This window comes from Marinomonas piezotolerans (genome assembly GCF_003362755.1).
Classification (GTDB): Bacteria; Pseudomonadota; Gammaproteobacteria; order Pseudomonadales; family Marinomonadaceae; genus Marinomonas; species Marinomonas piezotolerans.
In genome coordinates this window covers 781,736-808,368 of sequence record NZ_QKRA01000001.1, presented here as the reverse complement: position 1 = coordinate 808,368, position 26,633 = coordinate 781,736, and the positions used below count along the sequence as shown (strand labels likewise).

19 protein-coding genes and 1 other RNA gene are annotated in these 26,633 nt (G+C 44.2%); 14 read left to right on the top strand and 6 right to left on the bottom strand.

Annotated features, from left to right (window positions below; genetic code table 11):
- Positions 1–4: 4 nt before the first annotated feature.
- A complete protein-coding gene (locus DN730_RS03715) occupies positions 5–1,843 on the top strand; it encodes a S8 family serine peptidase (protein WP_115466742.1) in 1,839 nt (612 codons plus the stop codon).
- A gap of 203 nt (positions 1,844–2,046) precedes the next feature.
- Here DN730_RS03715 and ffs read toward each other — a convergent pair.
- Both ffs and DN730_RS19410 read right to left on the bottom strand, forming a co-directional pair.
- An RNA gene (gene ffs / locus DN730_RS03710) (signal recognition particle sRNA small type) lies at positions 2,047–2,143 on the bottom strand.
- A gap of 143 nt (positions 2,144–2,286) precedes the next feature.
- Positions 2,287–2,493, bottom strand: coding sequence for a helix-turn-helix transcriptional regulator (locus DN730_RS19410; protein ID WP_115466820.1), 207 nt, complete (start codon positions 2,491–2,493; stop codon positions 2,287–2,289).
- A gap of 209 nt (positions 2,494–2,702) precedes the next feature.
- On the opposite strand from DN730_RS19410, the gene DN730_RS03700 reads away from it, so the two are divergent.
- From DN730_RS03700 to DN730_RS03665, 8 genes are all read left to right on the top strand, one after another.
- Positions 2,703–6,800, top strand: coding sequence for a PAS domain S-box protein (locus DN730_RS03700; protein ID WP_115466741.1), 4,098 nt, complete (start codon positions 2,703–2,705; stop codon positions 6,798–6,800).
- Positions 6,800–7,726, top strand: coding sequence for a diguanylate cyclase domain-containing protein (locus DN730_RS03695; protein WP_115466740.1), 927 nt, complete (start codon positions 6,800–6,802; stop codon positions 7,724–7,726). The genes DN730_RS03700 and DN730_RS03695 overlap by 1 nt, the downstream gene beginning before the upstream one ends.
- A 108-nt stretch (positions 7,727–7,834) precedes the next feature.
- Entirely contained in the window at positions 7,835–8,176 is a 342-nt protein-coding gene (locus DN730_RS03690) for a hypothetical protein (RefSeq protein ID WP_115466739.1), read from the top strand.
- 259 nt (positions 8,177–8,435) lie between these two features.
- On the top strand, positions 8,436–10,292 hold the full coding sequence (locus tag DN730_RS03685; RefSeq protein ID WP_158541170.1) for an ATP-binding protein: 1,857 nt from the start codon (positions 8,436–8,438) through the stop codon (positions 10,290–10,292).
- A gap of 211 nt (positions 10,293–10,503) precedes the next feature.
- The gene (locus DN730_RS19325; protein ID WP_115466737.1) at positions 10,504–12,387 is read left to right on the top strand and encodes a methyl-accepting chemotaxis protein; all 1,884 of its coding nucleotides are present in this window, start codon (positions 10,504–10,506) and stop codon (positions 12,385–12,387) included.
- Positions 12,388–12,560: 173 nt separating this feature from the next.
- The gene (locus tag DN730_RS03675) at positions 12,561–13,397 is read left to right on the top strand and encodes an inositol monophosphatase family protein (RefSeq protein WP_158541169.1); all 837 of its coding nucleotides are present in this window, start codon (positions 12,561–12,563) and stop codon (positions 13,395–13,397) included.
- A 344-nt stretch (positions 13,398–13,741) separates the two neighbouring features.
- Complete coding sequence (locus DN730_RS03670) at positions 13,742–17,746, top strand: PAS domain S-box protein (RefSeq protein WP_158541168.1); 4,005 nt, start codon at positions 13,742–13,744, stop codon at positions 17,744–17,746.
- The gene (locus DN730_RS03665) at positions 17,743–18,657 is read left to right on the top strand and encodes a GGDEF domain-containing response regulator (protein ID WP_115466734.1); all 915 of its coding nucleotides are present in this window, start codon (positions 17,743–17,745) and stop codon (positions 18,655–18,657) included. The genes DN730_RS03670 and DN730_RS03665 overlap by 4 nt, the downstream gene beginning before the upstream one ends.
- A gap of 103 nt (positions 18,658–18,760) precedes the next feature.
- Here the strand turns inward: DN730_RS03665 and leuA are convergent, their stop codons facing one another.
- On the bottom strand, positions 18,761–20,434 hold the full coding sequence (gene leuA, locus DN730_RS03660) for a 2-isopropylmalate synthase (protein ID WP_115466733.1): 1,674 nt from the start codon (positions 20,432–20,434) through the stop codon (positions 18,761–18,763).
- Between the two features lie 191 nt (positions 20,435–20,625).
- On the opposite strand from leuA, the gene DN730_RS03655 reads away from it, so the two are divergent.
- Positions 20,626–21,099 (top strand): Lrp/AsnC family transcriptional regulator, encoded by a 474-nt coding sequence (locus DN730_RS03655; RefSeq protein WP_425452695.1) that lies wholly within the window; start codon positions 20,626–20,628, stop codon positions 21,097–21,099.
- Between the two features lie 77 nt (positions 21,100–21,176).
- Positions 21,177–21,782, top strand: a complete 606-nt coding sequence (gene ribA / locus DN730_RS03650) for a GTP cyclohydrolase II (RefSeq protein ID WP_115466731.1) — start codon at positions 21,177–21,179, stop codon at positions 21,780–21,782.
- 86 nt (positions 21,783–21,868) lie between these two features.
- On the opposite strand, the gene DN730_RS03645 is transcribed toward ribA, so the two are convergent.
- Positions 21,869–23,095 (bottom strand): DEAD/DEAH box helicase, encoded by a 1,227-nt coding sequence (locus DN730_RS03645; protein WP_115466730.1) that lies wholly within the window; start codon positions 23,093–23,095, stop codon positions 21,869–21,871.
- A 161-nt stretch (positions 23,096–23,256) separates the two neighbouring features.
- Here DN730_RS03645 and DN730_RS03640 point away from each other — a divergent pair, with 161 nt between their 5' ends.
- Both DN730_RS03640 and DN730_RS03635 read left to right on the top strand, forming a co-directional pair.
- Entirely contained in the window at positions 23,257–23,817 is a 561-nt protein-coding gene (locus DN730_RS03640; RefSeq protein WP_115466729.1) for a DUF1415 domain-containing protein, read from the top strand.
- A gap of 60 nt (positions 23,818–23,877) precedes the next feature.
- Positions 23,878–24,711 (top strand): CvfB family protein, encoded by an 834-nt coding sequence (locus tag DN730_RS03635; protein ID WP_115466728.1) that lies wholly within the window; start codon positions 23,878–23,880, stop codon positions 24,709–24,711.
- 33 nt (positions 24,712–24,744) lie between these two features.
- On the opposite strand, the gene DN730_RS03630 is transcribed toward DN730_RS03635, so the two are convergent.
- Positions 24,745–25,695 (bottom strand): ketopantoate reductase family protein, encoded by a 951-nt coding sequence (locus tag DN730_RS03630; protein ID WP_115466727.1) that lies wholly within the window; start codon positions 25,693–25,695, stop codon positions 24,745–24,747.
- Between the two features lie 85 nt (positions 25,696–25,780).
- On the opposite strand from DN730_RS03630, the gene DN730_RS03625 reads away from it, so the two are divergent.
- Positions 25,781–26,266, top strand: a complete 486-nt coding sequence (locus DN730_RS03625; protein ID WP_115466726.1) for a YajQ family cyclic di-GMP-binding protein — start codon at positions 25,781–25,783, stop codon at positions 26,264–26,266.
- 17 nt (positions 26,267–26,283) lie between these two features.
- Here DN730_RS03625 and DN730_RS03620 read toward each other — a convergent pair whose 3' ends face one another.
- Positions 26,284–26,592 carry an MGMT family protein gene (locus tag DN730_RS03620; RefSeq protein ID WP_115466725.1) on the bottom strand — a complete coding sequence of 103 codons (309 nt, stop codon included), beginning with the start codon at positions 26,590–26,592 and terminating at the stop codon, positions 26,284–26,286.
- Between the last annotated feature and the right edge of the window lie 41 nt (positions 26,593–26,633).

Here is a 26,633-nt window from a genome sequence, read left to right as displayed (position 1 = left end):
ATTAGTGGCAACAGCAGATCAAGAGAGCGCTACATTATTTAGCTTTGAATTTACGCGTTTTTCTGATCAATACGAAATTCCTGATTCCGTCTCTTCTCAGCAGCTTACCTCGCTACTTTCGGCCTTCTATAGTCATGCGGGTTATGAATGCGAAGAATTGACTTGCATGGGTTTTTCAGACCCCTTTAACGCCGACCAAAAAGTCTTACTTAGTGATTCAATAGAGTCCTGCAAGTTAGATGAAGTACGCTGTGATCAAATTCCTGTCTATACATGGGCTGCGGAACAAACAACTACGCTTTGGAGTATGTTTGACGAAAATCCTGAAAATTATTACCCAGTAGCCAGTGTAAGCGATATTAAAGACTGTTCAAATGAACTAGCCAAAACGGATGCCATTTTCTGCCCTTACTACTCTTACTACGCAGGTTTTGATTCTGATAAAGTGGCCAACAGTATGGCGTTAGTTGAGCTGTATGCAAAAATCGACTCGCCGTCAGCAAAACTATCCGATTTCTATACGTCATTTTTGTATAGCGGTGCTCGCCAGTTTGATGACCTTGTATCCAAGCACCAATTGCACAATATTTTACCTGCGTTACCTGTGAGGCCGTCAAGCGTTCCTACAGAGTACACAACAAAAGGGACTTATCTTTACGATGTTGTGTTAAATACTATAACTCCTCCAGAGTGGGGAACTGAGGAAATCATAGAGGAGATTCGAAAACCATTTTGTGAAACCTACCAATCACTTGAAGGGTCTAGCTTTAAAGGTTGGGATCGGGTCTGCGCGGTTTTCGTTCTGGATGACGAAATGTATGAGTGTCGTGAAAATGCGCGTGAGGACTTTTTGTACGGTGGTGGGGTGTGCCGGATTGTCACTGAATACCCCACTGAGATTAAAGACGCAATTTGGAAATCTAATTTTGAGCCACATGGATTTAGTTACGCTTACGATGAGTTAGGCGTAACGCACAAGCCAAGCTACCCTATAACAATTACAGACCGAGGTTGTGGTGTTACGCACGGAACGCTCTCTGAAAATGTCTTATCTTCAAGAATGGCTTACACAACGCCAAGTCGCGAAACATCATATATTGATGGCGCTCCTGAATACCTGATGAGGTACACCACGGACTCTATATCAGGAAGTCGTCAACAGCCCTTGGAGTCTTATGCGGATTTTGATTCACACTGCACGGCAGTTCTATCCTTAGCTGCTGTAAACAATGGGGCTAAATTGAAGGTTGTTAATGACTCCGACTCCCTCTCTTATACTGGAGACTTGGATTTTCTGTCGGAAGATAGTTCCGCCCTAGTTTCTGTTAGCTCATCAGTCACAAACCTTCAGAAAAATCTCTCTTTACCACCTAATGATTCTGTGATTGTCAATGGAGCTGGAAATGCCAATGAAAACTGGACAAACAAATTTTCAGGTAGAGACTTTTCAGTTCTTGAGCGTGCAGTAATTGTTGGAGCATCAATCAATTCAGGCGAAAGATTAGCTTACTTTACAGCAACCCCTGGAGACAGCGCCACTATTCAGTCCCGTTGGATAGTGGCCGTGGGTGTCGAAAATATTGTGGCTGGTTCGGTAGCAAATACTGTCAATTCTCTTACTAAAGATAGCGGCACAAGTTTTGCCACTCCTATTGTCAGCAGAGCCTTGAATCTTGCCAAAAGCTACTGTGAAAACATGACTTATAAAGAGTTATCAGACGTCATACTCGATACGGCTGACCGTAGCATGGAAGATTACAGCCCCGAACGCTGGGGTATGGGGCTCCTAGATGTGAAAGCAATGTTTGAAAAGCTTAAGATTAACGGATGCCAAGCCATTTAGAGGTATGAATCTCCACTAGTTCGGCCATCTTTTCGAACTGTTTTTCAATCTCAACAGGTGACGATATGATGTTCGATAAGCGATAGAGTTTTTTAAGGTTGGATAAAAAGAGGTTATGTCAGCTTATACTGCAAATTTGACAACTTATGGTTCAAATTTGTCATTTTATGCTTCAATTTACAGGGGGGGGATTAAGGTGGTATCTCCATCAGCCGCACCTCGGCACACGAGTCCACCGCTGTGGCTGCTTCCTTCCGGACCTGACCAGATTCACGGTTTATCGTTGCGAGGGGACCAATGGAGACACCATAAAGGAGGCTCTAAGACCTTGGGGCGCCATTATACGCACCCATTATCAAAGTGCAACAGACACTTTATATTTTTCCTTTGGTGGGTATTAGGGCCTGTATCAAGTTTCAAACATACGTTCTTTGGGGTTCTCGTCATTGAGTGAGCAGGGTGCGAAGTACTAGGCTGACGAGGTCTGTTTGATTGCGAGTTTGAGTCTTCGAAAGTATGGCTTTGATTTGTTGGTTAATAGTATTTGAAGAGACGTTGCGTTGCTTGGCAATGTCTTGAGCAGGTTGACCAGAGCATAGCCTGCGGGTGATTTCAGCTTCTGTTGTAGTGAGAGCAAAATGCTGCTGGATCCCACACTGCTAATGCTTTTATGCATCCGCAGCGCTTTTCTGCTTTCTCCCCCTCACGATTAATAACACTCTGACACATCCCGTTACATATTTACTATGCTTTAGCGCTATCTTTAATAAGTTGTTCTTATTAGCTTTAATTAGGTTCGCGGAGGTAATCACTCAGCGTCGTCTGAGTTCTCAATATCTACTTATCAGGGTGTCGATTTATGAAGAAGCCGTTTCATTGGAAGATTGTAATCATCTTAGTTGGAATGCTTCTTTTTGGTAGCACTTATCTTGCCTACGTTTTTCAGTATGGGCGTCTTGTAACCACAGAGCACACTCAACTCGCTAGTAGCCTTAATGATAACGCGCAGATTCTGCAAAATGAGCTATTGGAATGGGAGAGTGACTTGCGCATTTTGCAGACTATACCACCCATTCAAGGGATTATAAGAGCTACGAAGAATGACGGTGTTGACCCTTTAAATCAAGGTAAATTAGAGGGTTGGCGTAAACGTCTCGAATCGATTTTTTCAAGTTATTTACAGTCACAAGATAGCGCTTTTCAAATGCGCTATTTATCCGCCAAAGATGGCAATGAAATCGTTCGCGTTGATAAGTCGGCATCGGGCGTAGAGGCCGTTACAAAGGACCAGCTGCAGTACATAGGTGATCGAGACTACTTTTATCACATCACCACAGAAAATTTCTCAGGTATTTATGTTTCTGATATCACGCTAAATCGAGAATTTGGCGTGATACAACGCCCTCATGTTCCAACAGTTCGCCTTGCCATCAGGGTTTACGCTGAAACCTCAGAGCTTTTTGGTTTCATCATTATTAACTTGGACGTGTCAAATATTATAAATAAGCTTGATCTGCCAGCAGGGGGGGATTCGCTATTTTATATCACTAATGATAACAACCAGTTTATTTATCGTTCTGACTCCGTTAAAGCGTTTGATTTTGAGTTTGGGCAGGGTAGTACGCTTGCAGACGTGTTTCCAGGAGTGAACCTAGCGGGAGGTAGCGCGGATACGGATAACTGGCTGATAGAGCAAACTACCGTTCCTCTCATGGAAGGCCTTCGTTCACTGACGTTTACTGTCGCTAAATCTTCCGATGACCTGGTTGCTCAAGCGAATGTCTACGCGTTTTATTCTTTTCTCGCAACGCTATTAGTCAGCGCTCTATGCCTGACTTTATTTGCTTCCTATCGTAGAAATGTCCGCAGTCAGGCTCAACTAGCCATAGAGCGAGCGCAACATAGTGCCATTATAGATGGCAGTCAGGATGCCATCATCGGTGTCACACTGGATGGACGAATCAAAAGTTGGAACCAGAGTGCTTACCGACTTTTTGGATATATCAAAGAGGAAGTATTGGGAGCACGGATTAACTCGTTATTTAAAGAGAGCGATATCCAAGATGAAGTATTAAAAGTATTAGAAGGGGGGGAAATAAAGCCATTTGAGACGCAGCGTATGGCAAAAGACGGACAGATGATTGATGTGTCGATTTCTGCGTCCCCGATAAAAGATGAAAACGGCACTATTATCGGGCTATCTAAGATTATTCGAGATATACGTGAGCAAAAAAAATTTGCTCGGCAATTGGAAGCATTTAACTACTCTTTAGAGCAGCAAATACGCGAACGCACTTTTGAACTGAAAAAGACCTATGCTCTTCAAACAGCGATACTGAGTAACTCTGCGAACTCTGTGATCGCAACGGATGCTAGCGGTTATATTACGCTATTTAACCCTGCTGCTGAGAAGCTTCTGGGTTATACAGCTGATGAGATACTGGGTAAGTCGACCCCCGCTCTTTTCCATTTGTCAGCGGAAATGGAGGAGCGCGCCGCCGAGTTGTCACTAGAACTAGGAAGACAAGTTCAACCCAATTTAGATGTCTTTGCTGCCATGGCCTCGAATAATCTCAATAACGTGTCGGAATGGACATATGTCGCTAGATCGGGTCAAAAAATACCCGTGTTCTTGTCGATCTCCGAATTGTATGACATAGACGGAAACATCTTTGGTTACTTGGGTATAGCCAGCGATATCAGTGAGCTATCAAAAAACAGAAGTCAGCTTGAGACGCTGAAGAATCAGCTTTCGATCGCATCGGATATCGCGGATATTGGGATTTGGAGCTGGAACACTGCTACCCAAGAGATCACTTGGAATGCGCGAATGTATAAGCTGTATGACATGGAAGATGGCGATGATATTGATTTCGATTTATGGGAAAGTATGGTTGCAGAAGAGGATCGAATAAAGTCGACGGAACACTTCGTACAGCTTGCTCAAGGGGTTAATGACAGCAGTATTATATTTAATGTCATTACGGCTAATGGTACACATAAGGTTATACATGCCGCCGCCACAATCGAATATGATGAGCATACGCAAGTTACGTCTTTAGTTGGGATCAATAAAGATATCAGCGACCAAGTTCGTTACGAGGAAGCGTTGAAAGCGGCTAAAGAAGCGGCGGACCAATCGAGCAAAATTAAATCAGAGTTTGTGGCCAATATGAGCCATGAAATAAGAACCCCCATGAACGCCATCATTGGCTTGCTCGAATTGTTGCGTTATACGTCGCTTGATGAAGCGCAACTGGACTATGTCAATAAATCAGGTCGCGCAGCTCAATCATTACTGCATATCCTGAATGACATACTGGATTTCTCCAAGGTGGAGGCGGGTAAGTTGGAAATGGATCCACACCCTTTTAAACTGATGGATCTAAAGGAAAATCTCACGACGGTTCTCACTTCGACTATTGATAACAAAGACCTTGAATTAGAGATTGAAATTGATCCTCAATTGCCATCCTTTATTACCCTCGATTCCTATCGTCTGCAGCAGATTATTATTAATTTAGCGGGTAATGCGATTAAGTTTACCGCTCAAGGGAAAGTCAAAGTTCTCTTTAGCTATGGTCGTGAAAATCAATCCGATATGCTTCTTATTGAAGTATCGGACACTGGTATTGGCATTTCTCAAGATAAGCAAAAAATTATTTTTGAAGCGTTCAGGCAGGCTGAGACGTCAACTGTTAGGGAGTACGGTGGAACAGGTTTGGGGTTGTTTATAACGACCAGTTTAGTCTCCATGATGGGGGGTGAATTGTCACTATCGAGTCAAGTGGGGGCAGGGACTACTTTTAAAGTCAGGATTCCTTTTTATGATGCGAATGATGAACAAGTGCCTGCTCTTGGGGTGCAAAGACCAGACGAGTCTAACGGCGGTAATGTTTCGAGTTCCATTGATGTTCCTTTAAAGGATGATAAAACGCAGCGCTTAAAAAGCGTAAACATACTCTTGGTAGAAGATAATGCAGTGAACCAATTGGTTGCCAAAAAAATTCTAGAGCTTGAAGGGGCAGAGATACATCTGGCAGAAAATGGCCAAGAGGCGGTGGATAGTGTTGGATCTCATGGAAAGACTTATGACGTTGTATTAATGGATATTCAAATGCCTGTGTTGGATGGCTACGAGGCGACAAAAATGATTCGCCAGCTAGATGAATCTAGTGATATCCCGATTATTGCAATGACGGCTAACGCGATGACATCTGATAAACAAGACGCGATCGATGCAGGGATGGATGATTATGTGAGTAAGCCATTTAATACCGATGTCTTGATTGAAACCATCCAGAGGTGTGCAAGCTTACGCTGTGACATGGCGTTAGAAAGAGAGCTCGCTAAGCCAGGTCTGGGTAGTAAAATCCCAAGCGTACTCAACGTTAGCGAAGCACTCACAAGATTGAGCGGTGATGAACACATTTATACGCTCGCGCTATCCTCTTACTTATCAGACTCAAATCATTTGATTGCGCAGCTGCCGAGAGATCTAGACGCTTCGAACGCGGATGGGGTGTTATCAACATTGCATACATTACGAGGGGCGTCTGCGACGATTGGGGCAGATAGACTCGTTAACGACATTCAGACTGTTGAGGCGGATATTCGAGGCTTGAATTATACGAATTACAAACAAGCTTTCGAGAGCGTTACTTCACGACATGAAGAGGTGTGCTTAGCAGTCGAACGCTATTTAGAAGATGCTAAAGACCGTGCTCCCATTATAGAGTTGGCCGAACAGGGCGGCGTTACGGCGGATGATATAATTGCATTGAACGAATTGCTTGCACAATCTAATATGAAGGCGGTGGATGCGTTCAGTGTGTTGATGCAAAGGACTGATAATCCCTACTCGGACATCTTGACAGCCATCCAAAATGCGGTTGAACAATTGGAATTTGATATCGCACATGACCAATTAACCGCTTACCTGGGTGCGAGCAACTGATGGAATATTTTAATCTAGCAAATGCCAACATCTTAGTGGTTGATGATCAGGTTACTAATCTCCAAATCATCAACGAGGTGCTAAAAGAACACTACAACGTGTTTGTGGCGCGATCTGGTGAAGCGGCTTTAGCGCACTGCTATAAAAATCCACCAGATATTATTTTGCTCGATGTCAATATGCCGGGCCTTTCGGGTCTAGATGTCTGTCAAACGCTTAAACGTGATCCTCTCTATCAAGCTATCCCAATTATATTTATAACGGCTCTTCAAGGAGCGCAGGATGAAAATGCATGTTGGGATTCGGGGGCCGTCGACTTTGTACGTAAACCGATTAATGAAGCGACGCTTTTGAACCGAGTGAAAGCGCACCTCACGTTAAAATTTCAAGCCGACGCTTTGCGTCGGTCAGCACTTCTCGATGGTTTAACAAATGTCTACAACCGACGCTATTTTGAACAACAGATAGAAGTGGAGTGGCAGCGGTGTTTTCAACACAACGTACCGTTCGCAGTTGTCATGCTAGATGTGGATCATTTTAAGTCTTACAACGATTCATATGGTCATTTAATGGGGGATGACTGTTTAAAAGCGATTGCTCAAACATTGAATGAATGTGTGCCAAATGAACGTAGTTTTTTAGCTCGATACGGGGGCGAAGAGTTTGTGATGGTGTTGGTAGGTTTATCAGAATCTAAAGTTCAACAGCTCACTGAATTATGTATGTCTTCCGTCAGAGCATTGGGGATACCGCATGGTGCGGATGGCGCTAAAGACACTGTCACACTGAGTATTGGGTGTTGCCTGAGTATTCAGAATGGTGCTTCCAGCATTTTAAGTGAGATGATAGCTAACGCTGATAAATATTTATATCAAGCTAAAGAAAGAGGTCGAGACAGAGCGGTTGTCGATGCTTTGGTTCAGTGATTAAAGAAGATAATAAAGCGCTGAAAGTAATTGCTATAAGTAATTCTAATGGGTAAATTAGCGGCCAGTTACATTTGTTTACACATTTTCATGAACTGGTGAGGAATTATGGACGAAGCGTTTTCACATGCTGTGAATCAGGAGCGTATTGCAAGAGTGTTGGTGGCAATGCGGGCGTTTGATTCGGTAAACGACGTCATTGATCATAAAAGTGATCAGATTGAGCATTTCCCAGAACACTATGCATCGAGCTTGTTACCCGAACTGATTATATTTCTCGATTGTGTTGAGTCCCTTAATACGGACGAAAAAATACGGAGAATGCTCGAGAGTATTGCCCTCCATAACCTCTATATCCGTGAAGATTTCTTTCTGTTGTGCAAAATCCTTTCTCCAGACCGGCGTCAAAACATTCAGTTAATTTGGCAGACTCTAAACTCGGTAGACTAGCGTTTTTGCTAGCTAGGGTTACGACTCTTTAATGGTGTTGTGATATCAACCGGTTAGGGCTAGACAGTAGAGTCATCATCAGTTTGTATGATTGTAGATATTTTGACTTGCGCAATTACGATAATTGGACAAACTAAAGGTATTGGTCTGGATGATGCACAAGGTTGTGGTAATGCCCCTTCGCGCTTTTCTCTCTCAATGCTTGAATGTGAGATATCTAAATAAGAAACAGCTCTTGGTTGTTTCTTTGGTGTGCGCTGTGGTTGCGGTAGCTTGGCTATACACATTTAGTCATTATCAAGCCGTTAAACAGCAATTGAGTGAACACAAATCACTGGTTGCAGAAAGTGCTTCTATCCTTACACGCTTCACTGATCAAGAAATTAGGTTATTAGAGTATTTATTGTCCGGTGATCGATCCTCTTTAGCGTCTTATGAGCGTACCAAGCTCGACCTACTCGCCAGTATTCAAAGTGCCAAAGCATTAACGTCTAGAGAGCCTTTGATTCAGCATCAGCGCATCGCATCAATCGAGCAAATGTACCGACGTTGGCTAAAAGATTTTGCTCAATACGCAGTCGGTGTGCAGAAAGACTCAGATTTAACAGCGGCTGAAAAATCGTCTTATGTATCGAAGCTGCTTTTACAGCACACCGGCAAACGCCATGCTGATCGCATGACCGTACTGTTAAACGAGTATTTAAAATCAGAGCGGATGAAGATCGAAATTCTTGAGGGCAACGAATTCGCTTTAATGGGACTGATGGTCTTGCTCTGCGTTAGCTTTCTGCTAATTCTCGGTGTAGCAGTGATATACATATTATGGCAATGTAAACACGATTACACAGCGTTCTATGGAAAGCTATTAGCAGCGATCGAACAGGTATATTTAGGGAATTATGGATACCATTTAGATACCGAGAGAAACCCAGAATTCAAGCCAATCACCAAAGCCTTCAACAAAATGTCTGATCAGCTAAGTGTGTTAGACAATGCGCAAACGGGTTTAATGAACTGGAATTATTTAGACCGTATGTCCCATGAAATTCGTACCGCATTGAATGGCATAACTGGCGCCTTAGAGATAATGAAGGTGGATAAGGTTGATGACGAAGTCTGTGAAACCATGTCCTTGATCGAGGAAGGGGCGGGAGTTTTAGTTCGCATTGTGAATGATGTTTTGGACTTGTCGAAGATTGAAGCGGGTCAGTTAGAGCTTGATTTCCAGACGATGAATTTAAAGAATTGCGTTGAATCAATCTTTAGGCTGTCTAAAGTTGAAACGCGAGATATGAGCGTCTCATTGGAGCTTGAGTATGATAGAGACTTACCTCTATATATTTACAGCGATGAAAAACGAATAAAACAGATTCTAATTAATTTGATTAATAATGCAGTGAAGTTCACTGAGCGAGGCAGTGTAAAGTTAGCGGTAAAAAAGCATAACCAGACAACTGAGCATGAAGAGTGCGTCAGGTTTGAAGTTATTGACACAGGGATTGGTATTGAGCCAAATCAAATTTCAAGCATTTTTGATCTGGTGGGTAGTGAAGATAGGTCTGGCGAGTATCAATATGGTAGCTCGGGATTTGGCTTAAAGCTTTGTCATAATTTAATTAAGCTGATGTCTGGAAATATTGACATTGAAAGCGAGCGCAACAAAGGTACTCGCGTTTACTTTGATCTACCGTTGATACAGGGGACACTTAATGTGCCAGAGATGAATACTCATGAAATCGAAAAAGGTCGTTATCAAGGTAAGAAAGCATTGGTCGTCGAGGATAATGGTATTAACCGTATCGTCGCGGGAGCGTTCTTAGAGGATCTTGGGTTTCATGTGACCTTTGCTATCAACGGCCAGGAAGGTGTTAACGCGGCAGCAAGTGAACGGTACGACGCCATCTTTATGGATATGCAAATGCCAATAATGGACGGAATTCAAGCGACAAGCATTATTTTACAAAGGGATTCAGATGCTCCCCCGATTATCGGGTTGACGGCGAATGTTATGGATGATGACATACATCAATGTATTAATGCTGGTATGGTAACCGTAATTACAAAGCCACTTTCTATAGGTAAGCTTTACGGAGTATTGGTGACAGTTGATATCTAGTGAGATGCGTCTTTAGTATTGCTTTAACACTCGCTGCTTTATCGGTTATCACGAACTGACTGTTGTGTTGGTGTGACTCACATTGTGTTACATAAGATGTCGTAAATTGACGTGTCATAATCCAAGTTAATCAAAAAGTTACAGAAATTGTCATCAAAAAGAGCTACTTTAATTAAAATGCTCAGCTAACTACTATTAGGAATTTGAAGCCATGTTAAAAAACTTGTTTTCACGATCATTGGAAGAGAATCAAGTCATTGTAGACAAAGCTGAATTGGCTAACCTTAGAGGCCAATTGCAAGCGATTTCTCGGTCTCAGGCCATTATTGAATTTGATTTAAAAGGTAACATCTTATTTGCTAACGACAATTTTTTAAACGCTGTTGGCTACACTCTTGATGAAGTGCAGGGCAAGCATCACGCTATTTTTGTTGATCAAAAGTATCGTGCGAGCAACGAATATCGAGAGTTTTGGCGTAAGCTGGGTGAAGGAGAGTTTCAGACGGGAGAGTTTTGTCGATACACCAAATCCGGTGACCCTATTTGGATCGAAGCAAGTTACAACCCAGTTTTTGATGAAGAAGGTAAGCCTTTTAAGGTTGTAAAATTCGCTACAGACGTCACGGAAAAGAAAAACATCAATGCTGACTACGAAAGTCAACTAGAGGCAATCTCTAAATCACAAGCTGTTATCTCGTTTGAGTTAGACGGTACGATTATTGATGCGAATGACAATTTTCTGTCTACGCTGGGATATTCGATTGAGGAGGTGCGCGGTCGCCACCACAGCATTTTTGTAGATAAGGCGTATCGCGAAAGTTCGGAGTACCGTGATTTCTGGCGTAATTTAGGTAATGGTGAGCATGCGGTTGGGCGTTTTCCTCGAGTACACAAAAATGGTTCTGCGGTATGGATTCAAGCGAACTACAGCCCCATTCGTGATTCCAGTGGGGAGCCCTACAAGGTGGTTAAATATGCTTCGGACATTACCGCTCAGGTGGAAGCAGAACAGCAGGTCCAGCAAACTGTTGCAGAGATAAATGAAGTAATTGATGCGGCTTCAGCAAATGATCTCACTGCGCGCGTCGATATCCAAGGTAAGTCCGAAATGATGTTGGCGGTTTCCAGAGGCGTGAATTCGCTGTTGGATACGATGACAACTGTGCTCATTCAGATTAAGAACGCTTCGGATGCGGTCTATGTTGGTGCTCGTGAAATCTCAATGGGTAATACTGACTTATCTAGCCGTACAGAGCAGCAGGCGTCGAGCCTAGAAGAGACTGCCTCTAGTATGGAGTTGCTGACCGGTATGGTGCGTCAAAATTCAGACGATGCGAATCAAGCGAATATGTTAGCAGCGAATGCGGTTAACGTAGCGACGGAAGGCGGTAGCCTTATCGAAGAGGTGGTTAAAACCATGGTCGCGATAAATGATTCGTCTCAGAAAATCTCTGACATCATCGGTATGATCGATGGTATAGCGTTCCAGACTAATATTTTGGCGTTGAATGCTGCGGTTGAGGCTGCGCGAGCGGGGGAGCAAGGTCGAGGTTTCGCCGTGGTGGCATCCGAGGTTAGAACACTTGCTCAGCGATCTGCGAATGCCGCTAAAGAGATCAAGGATCTTATTTCGGAGTCTGCGGCTAAAATTCAAGATGGTAATGTATTGGTGGATAAATCTGGCGATACAATGAAGGAAATTGTATCGGCTATCACGCAAGTAAATGAGATCATGTCGGGTATTGCGTCGGCCTCATCCGAACAGTCCTCAAGCTTGTCTGAGATTGGTAAAGCTGTAAATCAAATGGACGAAATGACCCAGCAGAACGCCGCGTTGGTAGAAGAAGCTGCGGCCGCTTCTGAAAGCTTGTTGTCACAAGCTGATCAACTGGCAGGCAGCGTAAATCAATTCCGTATTGATGATGCGAATGAAATGCCGTCAGCGCCAGCTGCGGCACCTCGCCAGTTATCAGCGCCTGTTAAGAAGCCTTCCATTCCAAAGCCTGCGCCAAAACCACGACCAGCTCCAGCGAAAAAGCCGAATCCTGTGCCTCAGTCAGAAGTACAAGATGATGATGGTTGGGAAGAGTTCTAGTCAATGCCTTCTAATAATGCCTAAAGCTAAAAGGCGGCCAACTGGCCGCCTTTTAGCTTTAGTGGCTTAATGCTTCTGTAGATTGATGGCGTGCTACTTTGCAATCTTCATGCTGCTGTCATGGGAAGTCGTGATAATCGAGTTTTTATGTTGCGCGAACAATAGGTGAAAGTGTGATAAGTAAACATCAAAAAGACGGTGTGATTGATATTGTACGACGTGTTGCGGCGGATGAGATTTTGCCTCGTTTTCGTGCACTACAGCAAGTGGATGTAGCCACCAAGTCAGGATTTGATGATTTGGTTACTGAGGCTGACTTAGCGGCAGAAAAGGCAATGACCCAAGCGTTTATTGAGTTACTTCCGGGCGTCAAAGTCATAGGTGAAGAGGCGGTTGCAGACCGCCCTGAGGTGCTAGATCAAATCGACCAAGACGGTTTGGTTGTGATCATTGATCCAATTGATGGGACTTGGAACTATGCAAACGGATTGTCGACGTTTGGTGTGTTGGTGGCGGTTGTTTTTAAGGGGCAAACCATTTTTGGTCTGCAATACGATCCAGTGAATGATGATTGGATAGAGGCCAGTGTTGGTGAGGGATGCTTTTATGTGCGTGCTGATAGGTCTCCATTGCGTATTCGACTTGATGAGCGTGTGATGGATTCACGGCTAGTCGGTATGTTCTCTCCATTTCAATTTCAAGATCTGGCTGTGCGACAGGGTGTTGCGATGTTGCAAGCAGGGTATGCTCGGGTACTAAGTTTACGTTGTTGTTGTCACGAATACCGTACTCTTTCTCAAGGTGGTGTGGATTTTTATCTCAGCCCAAAACCTCGCGTTTGGGATCATGCGGCGGGTATTTTATGCTATCAAGAGGCGGGTGGTGTTGTGCAGATGTTGGATGGTCGAGAGTATCGCCCTACTATCCGCGAAGGGGTCATTGTTGCAGCTCGTTCTGTGTCCGTTCTTAATCGTGTTAGGGATGACTTTTTGACCGTTTTAGATGCTTAGCAATGTAAGTTTGGTGTTACAACAATTGCTCCTTTCTAGGTGAATGTTCTCCATTTCCTACCTTGTTGCCGTTCCCGTCTTTGTACTTGTTTTGTGGTTTGCGTCTTTTATTTGCTGTTTATGCTGATTCCTTGGGTGGGGTAGGTAGTAGTTGGTAGGTAGTAGTTCATTTCTGTAAAATAGTAAAATGTGTAAATAAAATACCTTAATTATTTTATTGTTTGATAGCCTTTCTTTGCCTCCTCTTTGTCTTAATAGCTTAAGCCCGTGTCTGACTAGGCTAGGAGGGGGTTATGGGCTAGACTCTTAATATTACGCCCACGCATGAAAAGGTGATGCTCATCATGGCAAGTAGTATACCCCCGCAGTTTGATGAAGTTTGTTGGCAAGCCCAGCTCGATGGAAGTTTTAAGCAGTTGTCTCCGCTCGTTGGTCTTTCAATGCAAATGGGGGTAAGCGATTGGGGGGTCATAGCATCTGATAAAGGTCTAATGGTCGCGGATGGTGTCGTTGTAAGCGATTCATTTGATGCGAGTAAAGTCGATGGTTTCCTATGGCTTTCTTTGAGTGAAGAGATATGTGTAGGGGTACGTCATTGTGTTCCCTCAGAGGTTCGGTCAAAGTTCTGTGAATTGGTTGCTTCATTGACTTTAGAAGAACCCCCCGAAATAGGGGCTGTTGATACCGAGCTCGCGACGTCAGCATTGCGGCGTTTGCACGTTATCACCTCAGATGATGGCCTTCCATTATCCGAAAAGATCCAAAAAATTCTTGAATTAGGTTGCGAATTATTTGATCTCCCATTTGGCATTGTGAGTCATGTAGTTAATGATGACTACACGGTTGAATACTGCCATTCACCGAATGGTGAATTAGCCCAAGGCGCGGTGTTTGATTTAGGAGTTTGTTATTGTCTTCATACGCTACGTCGTAACGAAGTGACGGGTTTTTTTCATGCGGGGCAGAGCTCCATTGCTGAACATCCATGTTATGAGGTGTTTCAGTTGGAGGCGTACTTGGGGGTTTCAATACATGTTGCGGGCAAGGTATGGGGGACGTTAAATTTCTCTAGCTCCATAGCACGTGATAATGACTTCAGTGCGGATGAGTATGAATTGGTGAAGCTCTTTGGCCAATGGGTCAGTGTAGAGTTGACGCGAGAGCGTCACGTTGTGTCGGTGACTGAAGCTGAGAAGCGTCATCGCCTTATTCTGGAGTCTATTTCAGACGGTGTCGTTGGGGTTGATGAAGGCGGCAGGATTTCTTTTATTAATGCGGCCGCGGCCCAAATGACCGGCTATGAAGCTGAGGAATGTATTGGTCTTCCTATTAGTGTTATCACCCACTTACCTTTATCAGATGACGTGGCCACCGTGCAGTCGGTACAAGATGCTGAGGTTTTTGAAAAAGATGAGCCATTCGAGCTGAGCCGAGAGAGTGAATTCTACACCAAGCTTGGACAACCGTTTCCCGTTAAATATTCCTCAACGCCAGCGCACGGTAGTGGGCAAACCATCCATACTGTCCTTACTTTTCAAGATATAACGGAACAACGTGCTGTTGCGAGCGAGCTGACGAAACAAATGGAAATGTTTAGATCTCTGTTTGTTGATGCCCCCGAAGCAATTGTGGTGGTTGGAACCGACCGAATTGTTCAAATGGTTAATCCCCGAGCTGTGGCACTTTTTGGTTACCAAGAAAGCGAGATGGTTGGTAAGAGTGCGGAATGGCTCTATGCGGACTTACAGGATTATGAGGCGGCTGGAGAGTGGCTCGAACGTAGTGATTTGCCGGATCGTGGCGAATATCGTATGAACCGTCGCCGCTCCGATGGAACAATTTTCACCACTGAGAATGTACGCAGTAAGATTTTCAATCAGAATGGAGAGTTGAGTGGCTTTATCGTGCATGTACGCGATATTGAAGAGCGTTTAGCCATCGAGGCAGATATTCGTAAAGCCCAAGATCGACTGAGTATCGCGACGCTGTCTGCAGGTATTGGGGTTTGGGAGGTTGATATTGCGTCCAGTCGTTTTGCTTGGGATCACCAAATGGCAAAGCTGTACGGCTTGGAGGTAGACGAAGGGCTAGATTGCACATTAGAGCAGTGGCTTAGTTTCTTACATCCTGACGACAGAGATAGAGTAGAGGCTGCGTCAGAATACGCGGTTCGATCTGGTCAAGATCTTGATGTTGATTTTCGAATTATACGCGGGGATGGTGATGTCAGACATATTAAAGCCAATGCGCGGTTGGCACTGGATGAGAGGGGTAACCCAAGCTCATTGTATGGTGTGAATTACGATATAACTGAGCGTTACCTCACTGAGTCCATATTGAAGAAGGCGCGTGAAGAGGCTATTCGTGCGAGTCAGGCTAAAAGTAATTTTTTGGCAACTATGAGTCACGAGATCCGTACCCCGCTTAATGGTGTGTTGGGGATGGCTGAAATATTGGCAGGCACGGAGCTAAATGAGCGTCAGCAGTATCAACTGGGCGTTATTCGAAATTCTGGAGAAACGTTGCTTGAATTGATTAATGAAATTTTGGATTTCTCCAAAATTGAGGCGGGACATCTATCGCTCGAATTAATTGATTTTGACCTAGAGAAATTAACTTTTGATCTGACCAAGCTTTTGGTGGTAAGAGCGGAAGAGAAAGGTGTCGATTTATTGGTTAAATTTGATTTAGTCGGTACGCCAGTTATGCAGGGTGACGCATACCGAATAAGACAAATTCTAACTAACCTGATAGGGAACGCGATAAAGTTTACGCACGAAGGGGAAGTTGTTGTACGAGTTGGCGGTGGATTTGATACAAATCGAGGCTGTTTCGATATTGAGATAAGTGTGTCGGATACTGGCATTGGTATTGCATCTGACGCTTTGGCGAATGTGTTTAGTGCATTTACTCAGGCGGATAATTCGACGACTCGAAAATTTGGTGGGACAGGTTTAGGGTTGGCGATTACAAAGCAGCTGGTTGATATGATGGGCGGCAGTATCTCGGTGAATAGTACGTTGGGGCAAGGAACGGAATTTGTCGTTCATCTAACCTTGGGCGAGAGTTCTGGCCCCGTTCGTCTTCCTCATATAGATGCGGATTATGATTTTTCAAATATTTTAGTGATAGATGATAATGAAACAAACCTTTCGATTTTGGCCAGCCAACTGGATCAATGTGGGTTGCAGGCGCAATTTGTAAATCATTCGGTGAGTGGGTTGAATCAGATTATTGATGCGGGACGTGCTTGTCGACCGTATGATTTGATTATTCTCGATTACCTAATGCCTGAGCTGGATGGATTGGCAGTAAGCCGAATGATTAGGGAGTCGCTGCCAGAGGATAAGTGGCCAAAAGTATTAATGATTTCTTCCGCTGGCGCTTTGCATACCTCGCAACTTAAAGAAGCGGGTATTCATGTTTGTATTAATAAGCCCACAAGTGTGAATGAGTTGAAAGCTGGTCTGAAAGCGGCTGGAGCGGGAGGCACTGATCGTTTGGCTGTTATGGTCGCTTCAGCAGAAAGTCGGGTTGGCGAAGATTTAGAGTCTGGTGGCGTGCTCAGCGGCTTAAAAATTCTTGTTGTAGAGGATATGAAGGCAAACTTAGCTGTCGCCCAAGGTATGCTTTCTCAGTTGGGGGCCGAGGTTATTTACGCCGAAAATGGTGCGTTAGGGGTAGAGGCTTGGGCTGCTTGTTCGCCAGATGTCATATTGATGGACTTGCATATGCCCGTGATGGATGGGTTAACCGCTATAAAAGAGATTCGGCGCCAAGAACAAGATTCCGAAGTGAGAGTGCCAATCTTTGCGTTAACGGCTGACATCCAGCCTGAAAGAGCGGCTCAAGTTGAAAGCGCAGGTGGTGACGGCTACATATCAAAGCCCTTTAAACGTACAGAGCTTTTGGAAACGATAAGTAACCGATTGTTTAATGAAATAGAAATGAAGCCTACTGGTGATAGTGGCTCTGTGGTACATGAAGAAGAAAAGATGATTGAGAGTGAAGCGTTAGACCGTTCTGTGTTAGCTGGCTTAGAAGAGGTGCTTGGTGATCAAGTAAATGAGATTATTGCGGCATTTATGTCGGATGCTAGGAATGTTTTTCAGGCATTTGATCAAGCGATTAGTGCGTTTGAAGGTGCGGATGCGTTGCGAGGGCCAGCACACAGTTTGAAATCGGTAAGTGCCAATGTAGGGGCGATGCACCTCAGCGCTTTGGCGAGTGCATTAGAGCAAGATGTGCTAGCCGGGGGCGAGATAGACTCTATTAAGCGAGTAGAAGAGTTACGTAGCGAGTTTGGGCGAGTAAAAGAGAGTTTGGTTCAATTGGGGAAAGTGGTTTGAATATTCTGATTGCGGAGGATACTCAGTCCGATCGCTTGTTGCTGCGATTTTACCTAGAGAAACTAGGGCACACAGTGACAGAAGTTGTTAATGGCGAGGAGCTGTTTAATACAGTTAAAGATGGTTATGACGATTGGGACTTTTTGATTGTCGATCTTAATATGCCGGTGATGACAGGCGAGCAAGCAGCGAGAGAAATTAGAGCACTGCATTCAGATTCTCCAGAAGATTGGATTCCGATTATTTTCCTCAGTGGTTCAGATAACGATGCCGATATTGAGCGTTGCATTGAGGCGGGAGCTGACGATTATTTGGTTAAGCCGATACAGCATAAAGTGTTAGCGGCCAAGCTAATGGCAATGGCGCGTATCGTTGCGATGCGTAATAAACTTGTGGGGATGAACAAGCGATTAGAAGCCTTATCGACTACAGACTACCTTACGACTTTGCCCAATCGTCGTGCTTTTGAAACATCGTTAAAAGAAGAAGTAGCAAAAGCATCTCGTTACCAACAATCCCTTAGTGTCGCAGTGTTGGATATCGATCATTTCAAAAATATAAACGATCAATATGGTCATCACGCAGGCGATGAAATTCTTCAGCAAGTGGCAGAGCGATTGCAGGAAGGGCTTCGTGGTGGTGATGTCATTGGGCGTATTGGTGGGGAAGAGTTTGCATTGTGTTTACCGCACACTGAATCAAAAGATGCTTTTAGAGCGTGCGACCGTTATCGAGAAGTGATTTCTGGGATGCCGTTTCATTACAATGGTGCGCCGTTAACGGTGACCGTTTCGGTTGGTGTTGCTGCTTATCGCGAAGGAGTGACCCAGTTGGATCTAATTAAGCTAGCGGATAGCGCGTTATATGATGCGAAGCGGGCCGGGCGTAACTGCACGGTTGAGCGTGATTAATAATTGTGGGTTTCTATAAATGAAAAAGCCGAGCGATCTGCTCGGCTTTTTATTAGGCGAATGCGATTGTGTCACATTGCCTAACTCAAGAGGTCATAGCGGGTTACGCTACGTTCGCTTGTTTTGAATGAATGATCTTTTGATTCACGGTTGCTAAGACCGCTTGAATTGATGCGGAGACAATATCGTTATCAATCGCTGCACCGTTAAATCGATCGCCATCGATGTTAGCTTGAACATAAGCGATCGCTTGCGAGTCGCTGCCGACTGTCAAAGCATGTTCTTGATACTGAACGATGTCGACACGAATATTAAAGTGTTCGCTCAAGGCCGCTGTAAAAGCAGATAGTGCGCCATTGCCTTCGCCAGCAACAGAAATGTTACCTGTCTCACTAGTCAGTTCAGCAGTAACAGTATCTCTCTGATCTTTACTTAATGTGTAATTACCTAAGGCGTATGGGGTGCTTCCTGTCATGAAGTTTTCTTCGAATAGGCGCTTCATGTCTGCGGATTCGATGACACCGCCATCCTTCTCTGAAAATTGTTGGACGATAGGGCTTAACTCCACTTGTAACCAACGAGGTAGAGCTAATCCATATTCTTGCTCCAGAGCAAATGCAACGCCGCCTTTCCCTGACTGGCTATTTACTCGGATAACTTCTTGGTAACTGCGACCAACATCCATTGGGTCTATTGGCAAGTAAGCAACATCCCATGGTTTATCACTAGTTTGGTTTGCTAGACATTTTTTAATGGCATCTTGGTGAGAGCCAGAGAAGGCGGTAAATACCAGTTCGCCCGCATAAGGGTGGCGAGGGTGAACTGGCAATTGTGTGCAAGACTGCACCACACTAACAATTCGGTCCATATCGCCTAATTGTAATTTGGGATCAACACCTTGGCTGTACATGTTCATCGCCATTGTGACAACATCCATATTGCCTGTGCGCTCACCATTGCCTAGCAATGTGCCCTCAATGCGGTCTGCGCCAGCCATCAAGCCTAGTTCGGCCGCTGCGACGCCACAGCCTCGGTCGTTATGAGTGTGTAAACTCACAATGATGCTGTCACGTTTTTTAACGTTGCGACAAAAATATTCTATTTGATCTGCAAAGCGGTTAGGTGTTGCTACTTCAACGGTAGCGGGTAAGTTGATGATGCATTTGTTGTCAGGCGTAGGTTGCCAAACATCAATGACGGCGTCACAGACTTCAACAGCGTAGTCCGTCTCAGTTCCGGTAAAACTCTCTGGTGAATACTGAAAAACCCATTCGGTGCCGGGGTTTTTTTCTGCGTGTTCTTTTACACACAAGGCGCCGTTAACAGCGATGTTTTTGATCCCTTCTTTATCTAATCGGAATACCTGCTCTCGCTGCGTTGTAGACGTAGAGTTATATACGTGAACAATGGCTTTCTTTGCGCCTTTTAAAGATTCGTATGTGCGCTCAATTAACTCTGGGCGAGCTTGGGTTAGCACTTGAATGTAAACATCGTCAGGGACCTGATCCTCTTCCACTAACCAGCGGACAAAGTCAAAGTCCAATTGTGATGCGGCAGGGAAGCCTACTTCGATCTCTTTAAAGCCCACATCGACCAAAAGTTTGAAAAATTCTTTCTTTTGTTCAACCGTCATGGGTTCTACAAGTGCTTGGTTGCCATCGCGCAGATCAACGCTGGACCAAAGTGGAGCACTGGTGATTTCTTGATCTGGCCACGTACGGTTTTCGATCGCGACTGGCTGGAATGGACGGTATTTCGTGTGATCAAAAGAAGTCATGTTCTTTCCCTTCCTAGTTAAGACTGAGCGGGTAGCTCGTTCATATTCAATGAGGCGGGTTCGTCTCACTTGATGTAATTAGTGTATCTAAATTATAACGATTAATGATTGCGTTTTGGGGGTGAATGTAGGGGAATTTTGGAATATTATTGCTAGATTGATAAATAATTTGGAATTTTGGTATGAGTGGTTTGCGGTTTGATAAAATTGATATTCGTATTCTTCAGGAATTACAGCAAGATTCTAGCTTAACTAATCAAGAGCTAGCAGATCGTGTTGGCTTATCTCCATCTCCCTGTTTGCGTAGGGTAAAAGCGCTCGAAGAGAGTGGCATTGTCGATCGACAGGTAATGATTTTAAAACGATCTGAGCTGGGACTGAAACTGACAGCCTACATTCAAATCAGTATGGATAGACATACCCCAGATCGGTTTGGTGTGTTTGAGGAGCAGGTTAATTCGTTTGATGAGGTGCGTGCGTGCAATCTTGTTACTGGGCAAAACTGTGACTATTTGCTTGAGGTGGTTGTGGAAGACATGGAGATGTATCATGACTTTTTGCTGGGTAAATTGACACGTATTCCTGGTGTTTCTGGCGTTCAATCTAGCTTTCTTTTGCGTAGTGTAAAAGAAAATACCTCGCTCCCACTCAATCACTTAATGTAGTTTTCCTTAGTCGAACCATTGAAAACACCTTATAATGCGCGCATATAAGGCTATATTTTTATAAGAGAGCAGTATTAATGGATCAATTAACGGTTAAACGTCGAGTAGTGATTCCAGTAAGAGCTGGCGACGTCACGGCCGAGTTCATATCTTTCAATGGCGATGAGACGGGTAAAGAGCACATCGCTATATCGTTTGATGGCACGTCTGAACAGAAAAATGAAGTGCCGCTGGTGCGCTTGCATTCTGAGTGTTTGACTGGTGATGTCTTTGGTTCTGGACGATGTGATTGCGGTGAGCAGCTTGATGAGGCCATTGACAGAATTAACGAAGAAGGCGGTTATATTCTTTATTTGCGTCAAGAAGGGCGAGGTATTGGCCTCTATGCCAAATTAGAAGCGTATGCTCTGCAAGATCAAGGATATGATACTTACGAAGCCAATGAAATGCTTCATCTGCCTGACGATGGACGAGATTTTGGTATCGCGGCGCGAATGTTAAAAGCGCTAGGTGTGAATAAAGTTCGTTTATTGACAAACAATCCTGATAAAGCTGCGCAACTAACTGAAAATGAAATAGATGTTTCTGAGTTGGTGCCTACCGCGGTTCATGTGAATCAGCACAATCGTCAGTACTTAGAGGCGAAAGCTCGGCGTAAACAGCATACGCTTAAGTTTGACTAAAATTTTAAATGAGTTTGACATGAAAACGGGAGCCTTATAAGGCTCCCGTTTTCATGTCTGTTACTGAGACGATTAGGAAGCCAGTGCTACTTCTTCTTAGTCTTTTTCTTGGTTGTGACTGTGCCTCGTTTGGGTGGCTTCTTTTTGGAGTTATTAGAGGATCGAATCTTGGTTTTCGGCTCTAGGCCGGCAATTTTGCTAAATTGAATGTGTGTTTGCAGATAGCGCTGAATTTTCTCGATCATAGGTAGATCATGTATGTCGACAAGAGAGTAGCATTCTCCTGGGTTGCCTTCACGCGACGCTCGTCCTGCTCTATGAACATAAGAGTCGGCGCGACGCGGTAGGCGAATATTTATTACCGTGTTGATTTCAGGTAGATCGATACCGCGTGCGGCAACGTCGGTTGCTACGAGCACTTGCAGACGACCTTTCTTCATTTGTTTTAAGTGATCGTTACGATCACTCTGTTTCATCTCGCCATGTAAACCGTCACAGCGTAGGCCTAGCTTGCGAATTTTTTGAACCCAAACATCGACATGGTCACGGTTTGTTACAAAAACGACCGCTTGTTGCAGGCGCTCTTGTTTTAACAAGTGCTCTAGCACTGCTTCTTTGTGCGCTTCGTCATCAACCCGCAATGCAACTTGTTTGATTTGACTTGGGATGCTTCGAGGGGAGTCGGTAAGTTGGATGGTTTCTGCTTCAGACCGTAGTAGAGATTTTGCAAATCGCCCCATTTTTTCGCCATCAATGGTAGCTGAGAACATTAGTGTTTGATGCTCAGGTATTTGCTTGTGGAGGTGTTTGATGGCGTCCACAAATCCCATGTCTAACATTCGGTCTGCTTCATCGATAACGAACATGGTTGTATCGCTGAAATCTAGCCACCCGCGTTCGTCTAATTCAACTAGGCGCCCTGGTGTTGCAATCAAAATATCGCAAGGTTCACTGAGTTGCTGTTGTTGATTACCATAGGGTGTGCCGCCCACAATGATTTGGAGCTTGATTTTTGTGTGAACAATTAGCTTTTCAAAGACCTGAAATATTTGTCGTGCAAGCTCGCGGCTTGGAGCAAGTATAAGTGCTTTAGGGGCTAAGCTAGATTCTTCATCACGGTCCAAAATGTGTTGAATGACTGGTGCTGCAAAAGCTATTGTTTTCCCTGTTCCAGTAGGGGCGCAGGCTAAAAGATCTTGCGCATCCATTGCTAACGGTATGGCTTGCTCTTGGATTGGGGTAGGTTCTGTTAGGCCTAAATCTTCGATGGCTTGTTCGATGGTGAAATCCAGATCTAAGTCGGAAAAGGACATGTATTCTCTCAGTCAAAACTCAAAATTATGTGGCGCTATTGTAGCACTTCCAAATATTAAGAGTGGATCAGTTTGTTGTTAATTTGCTTTCAAAGTAAATTGCAGTTAGACCACCTTTCGCTAATCCCATAAAATGGCCTAAATTAGATGAAGGCGTAAATATGCATTTGACAGAAGAAGTTGTTCTGACGCAAACCAAAGCTTGGGTGCGGTCGTTTATTATTGATCTCAATATCTGTCCGTTTGCACAGCGTGAAGTCGAACGTGGCAGTGTTCGCTTTGTAGTGGTTCGCTCAAAGATGACTGAGGTTGCATTAGAGGAGTTGATGGCGGAGATTTCTTGGCTCGATCAACATCCTGAAACAGAAACTACCTTAGTAATCTTTCCGACGCTATTTAATGATTTTATGAGCTATCTCGACTTTGTGGATGATGCTGAGCAGCTAATGTTTGATCAAGGATGTGAGGGGGTTTATCAATTGGCAACCTTTCACCCGAAATACTGCTTTGCGGGGGCTCAAGAATCTGATGTCACGAATTACACAAACCGCTCTCCATATCCGATGTTGCATATATTGCGAGAAAGTAGCTTAGATAAGGCAATTGAATTTTATGGAGATACATCTGGTATTCCAGATCGCAATATCGAATTGATGGAAACGACTGGGCAAGCTGCGTTGGCGCAGCTCATGCATCAATGCATGGCTCAGTTAAAAGACTAATTTTTATTTATATTAGGCGGCCATTTACTGCGTGCGCCTGACAAGAACCTTGGAGATGATATGCCAGCGAATATCGGGCGCATGAATACCCTGCGTGTGTTGAAAGAGAAAGATTTCGGCGTCTACGTAGATGGTGAGCAATTGGGCGAGATTTTGCTTCCGAAGCGTTATGTGCCTAAGGGACTTAAAGTCGGTCAAGAGGTCGATGTATTCATATATTTGGATTCAGAAGATGAACTTATCGCGACGACAATTGTGCCAGATGTCGAAGTGGGGCAGTTTGCAGGCTTGCCAGTGGTGGCTGTAAATCAGGTAGGTGCTTTCTTTGATTGGGGGTTGCCAAAGGATTTGCTTGTGCCTTTCAGTCAGCAAAAAGTACGTGTAGAAGAGGGTGAGCGACATCTTCTGTTTGTGTATTTAGATCAAGTAACAAACCGCATTGTTGCGACGACCAAAGTGGATGCATTACTGAATCGAGAAGAGCCGCCATATCGAACGGGTGATAAGGTCGATATTATCATAGGGGATAAAACGAACATTGGTTTTAAGTGTATTGTCGATAGTCGGTTCTGGGGTGTGTTATTTTTCCAAGATGCGGTGGGGCAAGTGCGTAAAGGCGATAAGATGCCAGCGTTTATCAAGCGCGTACGTGATGATGGAAAGATCGATCTGAGTATTCAGCAAACAGGGTATAAGAAAGTCACAGGTATTCTTGAGGATATTGTTGAGTATTTAGAGAAAAACAATGGTGAGATGACCGTCACTGATAAGAGCTCGCCACAGGAAATCTTTAGAATATTTAATGTCAGTAAAGCGACGTTTAAAAAGGCGCTTGGAGCATTGTATAAAGACCAAAAGATTGAGCTTTCCAAGGATAAGGTTCGATTGAAATAATCTAGCTACTACACGGCCCGATCTATAAAGCTTCTAATGATACATAGTTAGAAGCTTTTTTTTGTGCTCTTCTAAATGTTCTTGATCGTTGAGAGCATGATAAAAGAAGTCTTGTAGAGGGGTGTCTTCTTGCGCTTCCCGATGGAAGAATCCAGAAATATATTCATTCTCTGTGCGCCGCAGGTTACGTACATCCTCATACATTGATGAGCAATTCATGGCTGTGAGTCGTGCGACGGTTGAGATCCGTTGATGCAAGGATTCTGGCGTTACATTTTTAGTGTGAGCATTGTATTTAAAGCATTGGCTGCGCATTGCTTGGGCGAGTTCATTAATGGCTGCATCAAAAATAGGACGAATCGGTTGCTCTAGTACCTGCCCATTACGAATTGAAAAAATAGCAGTCAGAGGATTGATGACAGCATTGATAGCAACTTTCTCAATTAGCCTTTGCTCCACGTTTGCGCTTTGAACGTCAGGGAAAGGGAATGCATCGGCAAACAGGCATTGTTCACTGTCTCTGATTAAGCCGAAAAATGTGTCGCCAATACCAGTTTTGCGAACACTATTAGGCGATAGTTTGAGGGCACCTTCGCTGGTAACGCCTGCCCATAAATTCTGGTGCTTCTTTAGATGGGGGATAAGATCGTGTTGCGCCCCCATGCCATTACACAATGTCGCGACTATTCCTCTTTTCTTGGTATGTGCGCGTATGTCCAAGAACGCCGGAATCAAATCGAATGCCTTGGTGCAGAGTAGTGTTTTTGTGTACTTACCAGTGAGGTGGTTTTTATCAGTAAACTCAATATTATATCGACGGGTTTGAGTGGCTCCCCATTCGTCTTCATTTTCTACTTCAAGAGGAGCTGATGGTACTGAAGAACGACATACGACAGTAACCTCTTCACCTAGTTCGCTTAATTTGCTTGCCCAAAGTAATCCAATGGATCCATTGCCGACGATCAACCACCCATCTTTTGTCATTTAGACCTCGATCTAGAAGTTTTTTCACGATAACCCTGCTATTATGCCGCCCAAAATCGTAAATATCGAACCTTAGGAGGCCCAAATGCCATCTTTTGACATTGTATCCGAACTTGATTGGCATGAAGTGACAAACGCAGTTGATCAAGCCAACCGTGAAGTTGGTACGCGTTATGATTTTAAAGGAGTTGATGCGTCATATTCAATTCGCGCGAAAGAAGCGGTTGTTTTAGAGGCGAAAGCAGAAATGCAACTTCGACAAATGGTGGATATTCTTTCACAGAAGTTGGTGAATCGTGGCATTGATCTCAAGACAATTGATCGCGGGCCCATAGTGGAAGGCAACCTTCGCGCCACACAAGACATTAAAATGAAAGAAGGCATTGATCAGGCTGAAGCAAAGAAGATCGTGAAAATGATCAAAGATAGCAAGATTAAAGTACAAGCGCAGGTGCAAGGAGAACAGTTGCGAGTGACGGGCAAAAAGCGCGATGACTTACAGCAGGTCATGCAATTGCTTAAAGGTGCGGACCTCGAGTTACCTGTTCAGTTTAATAACTTTCGGGACTAACAGTCAGCAAGAGGCGCTTAAGGCGCCTCTTTTGCCAGTAAGCGCTGGCCACAAATGATCCAGCCTTCTGCTTCCAGTGCTATTTTTTGACGGTAATACGCGGCACTGCCTTCTGAGAAACTAATTTGTCGTTTGCTATTGACAACACGGTGCCACGGCAACTGTGTGTCGCGTGGCAATCGCTTTAAAATTTGACCTACTTGCCGCGCGTGATTTGGGTGTTCGGCTTGTCTCGCTAGTTCCCCATAAGAGATGACTTCACCCGAATCTAAATGTGAAAGAACAAACAATACCTTGGTTTTAAAGTCGTCTATCTCTTGATTCAAGAAAATTCACCCTTAAATAAAAAACATACTTGAAAACATAA